Here is an 8645-nt window from a genome sequence, read left to right on the forward strand (position 1 = left end):
ATGTCGAAGCTGCGCCACCCGTCCCGCTCGCAGGTGCTGCGCGACTACCTCGACTGACCGGGGCCGGGGGCCCTGCCGGAGATGGGCGGGGGCGCCGGCGGCCCGCCGCCCGGGGGGCCCCCCGGGGGGGCGGGCGCACGCCCCGGGGGGGGGGCGCGCCGGGTGGTTCCCGCGCCCCCCCCGCGGCCCCCCCCCCCAGCCCCACGTGCACGTTCGGCTCAACGCCGGACGTGCACCGTGCGCACGACTACACGTTGAAGCGGAACCTGTAGCACAGAGCTCCCACCTGCGGAAACGCGGGTTTTACAGTGGGCATCCCAGCACCATCCCAGCACGGGCGTTCTATCCCAGCACCACACAGGCCAGCCAGCCCTCGTACGCCTACACAGCTCGGCTGCCGACGCTCGAGCTCGCCTCCTCTGACGGCAGGGACGTCCCGTCCGGAGGCACGGGCCGCATGGAGCGCTGCAAGACTTCCCGGCAGCGCTCCCAAGCGCCGGGCAGCAAGTGCCCGTAGATATCGACCGTCGTCTTGACCGATCGATGCCCCAGCCAGCACGACACCTCATGGATCGGCACACCGTTGGCCAGGGCGGTAGAGGCGAAGAAGTGCCGCAGGCTACGAGGCGAGTATTTGGCCTTGCCGTCCAGGTCCACCAGGCCGGCCAGGAGGCATGCCTTCTTGAACTGGTAGCCGTAGGACGCGATGGACGGCATCACTCCGGCGCCAGGCTGACGCGGAGCGAAGAAGGTCTCGAGTCGTATCCGCTTGCCCTTCTGCCCAGTGAAGATCACGGGCACTGGCTTCCACCTGCGGAGATGAGCGTCGATCTCCTGCTCGACGAACAGGGCGGTGGGGATGTCTCGGCACTCCTTCTCCAGCCGATGCTTGAGAGGGACGAAGAGTGTCTGGCAGCCCTCAAGGTGCGCCTTGGCACTGACCTGCCATCGGATCCTGACGAAGCCAGACCGCCTGCACTCGTTGGAAAAGGCCAGGGCCTCGCTTGGTCGCTGGCCTGTGCCGGCCTGAAGGTACACAGCGAGGCGGAACGGTGGCGCGATGTGCGCAGCGATCAGATCCACCTCGGCTGGCGTCGGCATTGCGTCCTCATCCACTGCCACAACATCCCTACGGGATATCCGGATGCCTCGGGCAGGGTTCTCCGTGATCCGCTTGTCTACGACGGCCGCCTCCATGATGGCGGCCACCATCACCATGCGGTCGTTCACCGTCGACGCAGCCAGCCCTGCACCGCCTCGGTAGATGTCCTGAACGAACCTCTCAAAGTCCCGCCGCGCCAACCCAGCCAGCGGCTTGCGACCAAGGCTCGGCACGAGATGGTTGCGAACGAACCCTGCGTAGTTACAACGGGTCGCCTCACCGATGACTCGTCGCTCAAGCCACTCCTCGGCCCAGACCGACAAGGGCACAGCGCTACGAGCAGGATCGACTCGCACGCGAGTCTGCTTGTCTTTCTCCACAGCGGCAGCGAAGGCGTCCGCACCGTCCAAGCCGATCCTCCGCGGAAACGACTTCTCCCTCTGTCGCCCCCGTCTGCCGCCCAACTCCCGATACCTCACAGTCCACGCATGGCCACACCTTGGACGCAAGCAGGGGTAGTTGCCGTCGCGGGCATCCCGCTTGCACCTCTGAAAGACGCTCGCCATCCATGCCCCCTGCCGTCTGACCCAACACAGAGGATCGTTGCTCGCACCCCCTAGAGCAACAAGACATTCATCGCTAATCCACCTCTTCCGGTGAACCCGCATGCCTCGCCTGTGATGCCCCTCACAGATGCCGTCAAGTTGGAGACATCCTTGAATGAGCTGGACCACTCCGCCCTGAAGCGTGTCGCCAGCTACGGCCCGAGGAGGGGCGAACTGAGCAGGTCGTGGCCGGATCCTTTAGTGACAACCTTGCGCCCACGCGACGGATGTGGCGTAGATCTATACGAGACTGACTGCGACAGACGTCTCCCTGATCCCCGCTACACGACGAAGCGAGCCTCACGTGCCACCCCGCCAGAAGAAGCCAGCCAAGCCGGAGGACATGAAGTCCATCCTCTGGAAGTCCGCCGACAAGCTGCGCGGCAGCCTGGACGCTGCCGAGTACAAGCACTTCGTCCTCGGGCTGGTCTTTCTGAAATACGTCTCGGACGCGATGGAAGAGAAGCGGGAGCTTCTGGAGCAGGCGCTACGAGGCGGCGGCATGCTCGCCGAGATGGGACTGGAAGGCGCGGCCTCGGAGGAGCTGATCCTCAAAACGGTCGAGGACCCGCTCCAGTACACCGGGGCCGGGATCTTCTATGTGCCACCGAAAGCACGGTGGAACGAGGTACTCAAGCACGCCAAGGTGAGTACAGACGGGCCGAGCGTCGGTGAGGTCATCGACGGCGCGATGGGGACCATTGAGAAGTTCAACCGGCCTCTCAAGGACACCCTCCCGAGGATTTACAACAGCGGTCGAGTGGACGAGCCCACTCTCGCCGAACTAGTGCGACTCCTTGACCAGCTGACCTTCCAGTCGCAGATCTCTCTGGACGGGAAGCGAGTAGGCGCGCGGGACCTGATGGGTGAGGTGTACGAGTACTTCCTCGCGCAGTTCGCACTCGCCGAGGGGCGCAAGGGAGGCGAATACTTCACGCCACCCTCGGTGGTACGGCTGCTCGTGGAGATGTTGGAGCCGAAGGAACGTGAGCGGGTACTCGACCCCGCGTGCGGATCGGGCGGCATGTTCGTGCAGGCCGAGAAGTTCGTGGAGACGCACGGCGGCAACCGCTTCAACGTTTCGGTCTACGGCCAGGAACGGAACCAGACGACCTGGCGGCTCGCCAAGATGAACCTCGCCATCCACGGAATCGAGGTGGACCTGGGCGAGGAGCCTGCGGACTCCTTCCGTAACGACCAGCACGGTGATGTGAAGGCCGATGTGGTCCTCGCCAACCCGCCGTTCAACATCTCCGACTGGGGTGGCGAACTACTCGCCAGCGACGAGCGCTGGAAGTACGGTGCCCCGCCGGCCAGCAACGCCAACTTCGCCTGGATCCAGCACATGGTCAGCAAGCTCGCGGTCGGCGGGCGGGCCGGAATCGTCCTGGCCAACGGCTCAATGAGCAGCAGGTCGGGCGGGGAAGGCGACATCCGCCGTGCGATGGTCGAGGACGACCTGGTCGCGTGCATGGTGGCGCTGCCGGGACAGCTGTTCCGGTCGACGCAGATCCCAGCGTGCCTGTGGTTCCTGGCGGAGGGGAAGGGAAAGCGGCCAGCGCGGTCGCCGTGGGTGTCGGCGGAACGGGCCGAGCAAGTCCTCTTCATCGATGCGCGAAAGCTCGGCTTCATGGCTACGCGGACGATGCGGGAGCTGAGCGAGGCTGAACTGGGGCGGATCGCGGGGACGTTCCGTTCCTGGCGCGGAGTCGAGGGCGAAGCCGCATACGAGGACGTTGCAGGCTTCTGCCGCAGCGTCCCCCTGAACGAGGTGCGCGAACACGACTTCGTCCTGACCCCAGGGCGGTACGTAGGAACGACGGAAGTCGCGGACGACCCGGACGCGGAAGCGGTAGAGGCGAAGATCGAGCGCCTCACGGCGCTGCTGCGGGAACAGTTCGCGGAGTCGGAGCTTCTAGCGAAGGCCGTGGAAGAGCAGTTGGGGAGGATCGGATGACCTGGCCCGCCGTGCCCCTCGGCGAGATCTCGACGATCTACGACGGCCCGCATGCTACGCCCGTGAAGTGCGCTGAAGGGCCTTGGTTCCTCAGCATCTCCAGCTTGGAGAACGGTCGTTTGAAGCTGTCGGAGTCGGCACACCTCAGCGAATCCGACTTCGCCCAATGGACGCGACGCGTCACCCCAGAGCAAGGAGACTTGCTCTTCTCATACGAGACGAAGCTCGGGGCTGCGGCTCTCATGCCTGCCAAGGTGCAAGCCTGCCTCGGCCGCCGTATGGGACTGCTTCGCCCCCTGCGCGACAAAGTTGTCCCCGAATTCCTGCTCTACGCATACCTGGGTCCGGACTTCCAGGCAGAGATCAAAGCTCGCTCGATCCACGGAGCCACCGTCGACCGCATCCCCCTCGGATCACTCGGGACCTGGCCGATCAGCTTGCCGCCGTTGAAGGACCAGCAAGCCATCGCTGAACTCCTCGGCGCCCTCGACAACAAGATCGCAGCCAATGAGCGTCAACTCATCACGCTCAATGAACTCTGCTCGGCCTGGCACGAACGCATCGTGAACCTTGGCGATGCCGACACTTCAACTTGTACGTTGGCAGAACTAGCCAAGCACGGTTTCATGACGCTCGGAGACGGATACCGCACCAAGCAGTCCGAACACGGCGAACCGGGGCTCCCGATCCTTCGAGTAGCCGATGTCGGCCATGGGGCCATCACTCCCAGTTTCACCCACTACGTCAGCAACGCATACCGGGGCGCTATGGGGCCGAAGGTCTCCCAAAAAGGCGACGTCGTCCTGACCACAAAGGGAACCGTCGGCCGCGTAGCACTTATCGAGGCTGGCCACCCTGAGTTCGTTTACAGCCCGCAAGTTTGCTATTTCCGACTCACGGAAAGCAGCCCGGTATCCCCTCTCTTCATGCTCCACTGGTTCCAGGGGAAGGAATTCTGGAGTCAAGCAGGTGGGCTCAAGGGTCAGACTGACATGGCGGATTACCTCAGCCTTCGCGATATCCGGGCACTCCGGATCACCATTCCGTCTGTTTCCGACCTCTCCGAGTTCAGCAGGGTTTGCAACCCGATGCAGAAGCGGTCTGAAGCTGCACGTCGCGAGAACCACATTCTCATGGCCCTCCGCGACACCTTGCTCCCCCAGCTCGTCACCGGAAAGATCCGTGTCAAAGATGCCGAAAGGATCGTGGAGGACGCCGCATGACCATCGACGGGGGAACGGACGCTATGGAGACGGACATGAAGATCGGCACGGTCGCTGGCCGTGCGATGTCCGAGTCGGATTGGGAGCTCCACGCGCTCGATCAGCTCGCCGAACGCGGCTGGCAGCACGTCCGGGGCAAGAACCTCCGCCCCCGGGAGGGGCACCGGAAAGGGTGGGACGACCTCATCCTCTACCCTCGCCTGCGCGCAGCCATCACATCGCGCTACCCCGAGCTGCCCTCGCCCGCAGTGGAGGACGCGATCGAGCGGCTGCTCGACACCTTCCCGGCAAACGAGGTCCGCCTGAGCTGGAGTTTCTACCAGCACCTAAAGGCTGGCGTGAAGGTTTCCTACACCACCCCCGTCACTCAGCAGGAACGACATGTCACTGTCCGACCTGTCGACTTCACCAACCCTCACGGCAACGACCTCGTCGCTGCGAACCAGGTTCGCGTCAAGGGAGCCCGAGGACGCGTCTTCATATTCGACATCGTCCTGTACGTCAATGGAATCCCGCTCGCCATCATCGAATTGAAGAAAGCAGGCGGCACGGACGATTCCAGATCTGCATACGACCAGATCCAGAACTACCGCCGCGAACTCAAACTCGATCGCGTCTTTCGTACGCTGCTCCTTTCGCTCGCGAGTGACGGGATAACCGCCCGCCTCGGCACCCCGCATACCCCCTGGCAGCACATGGCCCCCTGGCACGCGGAGGAGGACGGCACTCTCCTTCGCAAGCACGAGCGGAACGACGACCTCGCGCTCGACCGCATGATCCACGGCGCACTCGAGCCCGATCGCTTCCTCGATCTCATCGCGAACTTCCTCTCGTTCTCCGCTGAGGGGATGGGCGGCGAGGTCGACACCGTAAAACTTGCCAAGGCCCACCAGTACGTTGCAGTGAGGCAGGCGATCACCGCCACCGCCTCAGCCGTCGCCACTGACGGTCGGGCCGGCGTCATCTGGCATACCCAGGGCGCGGGCAAAAGCGAGGAGATGCTCTTCTACACAGGACTCGCCGCCACCATCCCCGAGGTCGCAAACCCCACGGTCCTGCTGCTCACAGATCGCATCGACCTGGACTCCCAGCTCTTCGACACCTTCGCACAGAGCAAGAGCCTAGAAATGCTCAGCGGCAGCCCGAAGAAGGCAACCAAGGCCAGCCAGTTGCGCGAGCTACTCACCCGCCGAGAAGACAGCGGGGGCATCGTCTTCTCTACGCTTCAGAAGTTCCGGGTGAGCGAAGAGGAACGGAAGGCCGGCGCCCGGCATCCCGTCATCACAGACCGACGTGACGTGATCGTTGTGGTCGACGAGGCCCACCGTAGCCACTACGACCTGGAGGATGGCTTCGCCCGAAACCTCCGCGACGCCCTCCCGAACGCCACTTTCATCGCCTTCACCGGCACCCCCATCGACAACCGGACTGGTTCCACTCACCAGGTCTTCGGGCCAACTATCCACACGTACGACCTCACACAGGCCGTCGACGACGGGGCGACCGTGCCCGTCTTCTATGAGCCGATCCTGCACAAGGTCAATCTCCCTACAGGGATAGACCTGGACGAGCTCAACGCCAAAGCCGAAGGGCTCGTCGAAGGGCTCACTGCGGAAGACCAAGCCCGGGCACGCAGCATCTTTGCCCGCTTCGAGGACCTAATCGGTGCTCCCGAACGTATTGGCTCCATCGCCGACACGATCCTCTCCCACTGGGACAACCGCCGCCAGGAGATGATCAAACTTACGGGCAGCCCCGGCAAGGCCATGATCGTCTGTTCCTCACGCCGTAACGCCGCCCGCCTGTTCCAAGCTCTGGCCGAACGCCGCCGGGATTGGACCGGTACTCCCGACCCTGGGACCGAGCTGTACCCGGACGACTCCGGGAAGATCCGGGTGGTCTTCACCGGCAACCCCGGCAAGGACACGCCCGACATCGCGGACTACGTACGCACCCCAACCCAGCTCAAGAAGATCCAGGACCGTGTCGGCAAGCCTGAAGACGAACTTGAGTTGATCATCGTTCAGTCCTTGTGGCTGACAGGCTTCGATGCCCCTCCCTTGCACACCATGTACCTGGATCGCCGCATGCGCGGCGCCGCCCTCATGCAGGCCATCGCGCGCGTCAACCGCACCTGGGACGAGAAGCCCTCCGGCCTAGTGGTGGACTTCCTAGGCGTAGCCAGAGAACTCAAATACGCGCTGGCCACGTACTCGGAGGCTGACCAGGAACTGGAGACCATCGGCGCGCACATCACCGAGGCAGTCAAGTCTGTACACCGCATGCAGAGCAAAGTCGATGCTGTACTGCGGGACTGCCCCTGGCGGACAGTTCTGCGGGATGTCGGACACCGCGAAGCGCTCCGCGAGGCCCTGGACCTCCTGGAGACGGCCGAGCCTGCCCTGCCGCCAGGTGACCCCACCCGGGCACAGCGCTTCCTGCACTTCGGCCGCCTGCTCTCCCAGGCGTTTTCTCTCTGCCCTACCCATCCCGACGTGCAGGGCCTGCTGCCCGACATCCACTTCTTCGCGACCCTACGCACGACTTACCAGAAGCTGACTGCAGAACATCGGCAGCAGCTCGGCCTTGCCACCGAGGCGGATGTCCGCCGCATGATCGAGCAGCTCAACGCTGAGATGGTGGCCGCGGACGGCGTCGTGGACATCTACGACGCCGCCGGCCTCACCAAACCCGATCTCTCTCACCTCGACGCAGGCTTCGTGCAGCAGCTCAGGGACAGTCGCCATCCGAACCTGGCGCTCAAGGCCCTGCGGGACGCAATCGCCCGCGAAATCCAGGAAGCGCACCCAAGCAACCTCACGCGACAGAAGGAGTACTCCGAAGCGATGAAGGCCGTGATGAACCGCTATCACAACGGCCTCATCGGTTCTGCCGAGGCGGCAAGACTCCTCGTCGAGATGGCCCAAGAGGTATCCAGTTCCCGCGCACTTGCCGCCGAACTCGGCCTGTCTGAACACGAGATGGCCTTCTACGACGCCATCGCGGCCAATCCGAAGGCCCTGGAAATGGGACAGGACATCCTGTCCAGGATCGCCCGCAAGCTGTATGAGCAGGTCGCGGGAGACGTCACGATTGATTGGCGCGTCAAGAGCCAGGCCCAAGATCGCATTCGCGCCAAGGTCAAACTGTTGCTCAACTTCTTCGGGTACCCCCCGGACGAGGAGCCGGACGCGGTCGACCGCGTCCTGAAGCAGACTGAGGTCATCGCGGACGATCTGGCCTGACGTCGTTACCAGTGTGCGGAGGTGGGTCGTGCGGTTTGGATCTCGCCCTGCACGAGGGGCTATCGCGTCTCGGCGAGGAATCGTCCGAATCGGCTGAGCTGAGGCAGATGGCAGTGTCAGCAGCGCATGAGAAGCTGAGACTGCCGTCCCCAGTGGGGGAACCAAGGATCGACAAGGAGGGCTGGGTGTACGTTACAGAGTTCGGCCTCTCCAGCGTCCGGGGTTTTCATGGAGCCCGTGCTGTTGACGCGCTCGCCCTGCCCCAACCCGGCGATGGCGGCAGTTGGACCGTAATCGCGGGACGCAATGGCTCCGGGAAGTCCACACTCCTGCGCGCTTTGGCCCTCGCGCTCGCCGGCCCGCGGGTGGCTCGTTCCCTCACCCAGAATTTCGGCGGTTGGATCACTACTGGTGTGTCAGTCCCCCCGGGGTAGGGCGCCGGGTCTACCCAATAACCCACACACCCCCCCCCCCGCCCCCGCGGGGCCGCCGCGCCGGGGGGGGGGGGGGGCG

The 8645-nt window shown here is 64.2% G+C and carries 5 protein-coding genes; 4 read left to right on the forward strand and 1 reads right to left on the reverse strand.

Annotated features, from left to right (window positions below; genetic code table 11):
* Positions 1-381: 381 nt before the first annotated feature.
* The gene (locus tag ACFXA3_RS26020) at positions 382-1482 is read right to left on the reverse strand and encodes a tyrosine-type recombinase/integrase (protein ID WP_385190681.1); all 1101 of its coding nucleotides are present in this window, start codon (positions 1480-1482) and stop codon (positions 382-384) included.
* 529 nt (positions 1483-2011) lie between these two features.
* Between ACFXA3_RS26020 and ACFXA3_RS26025 the strand changes: the two genes are divergently transcribed.
* From ACFXA3_RS26025 to ACFXA3_RS26040, 4 genes are all read left to right on the forward strand, one after another.
* Positions 2012-3664, forward strand: a complete 1653-nt coding sequence (locus ACFXA3_RS26025) for a type I restriction-modification system subunit M (RefSeq protein WP_385190682.1) — start codon at positions 2012-2014, stop codon at positions 3662-3664.
* Positions 3661-4887, forward strand: coding sequence for a restriction endonuclease subunit S (locus tag ACFXA3_RS26030; protein ID WP_385190683.1), 1227 nt, complete (start codon positions 3661-3663; stop codon positions 4885-4887). Before ACFXA3_RS26025 ends, ACFXA3_RS26030 begins: the two co-directional genes overlap by 4 nt.
* Before the next feature lie 35 nt (positions 4888-4922).
* A complete protein-coding gene (locus ACFXA3_RS26035) occupies positions 4923-8132 on the forward strand; it encodes a type I restriction endonuclease subunit R (protein ID WP_385190685.1) in 3210 nt (1069 codons plus the stop codon).
* Positions 8133-8239: 107 nt separating this feature from the next.
* Positions 8240-8566 carry an AAA family ATPase gene (locus ACFXA3_RS26040; RefSeq protein WP_385190686.1) on the forward strand — a complete coding sequence of 109 codons (327 nt, stop codon included), beginning with the start codon at positions 8240-8242 and terminating at the stop codon, positions 8564-8566.
* Positions 8567-8645: the final 79 nt, after the last annotated feature.

Source organism: Streptomyces sp. NPDC059456, from assembly GCF_042750055.1.
Classification (GTDB): Bacteria; Actinomycetota; Actinomycetes; order Streptomycetales; family Streptomycetaceae; genus Streptomyces.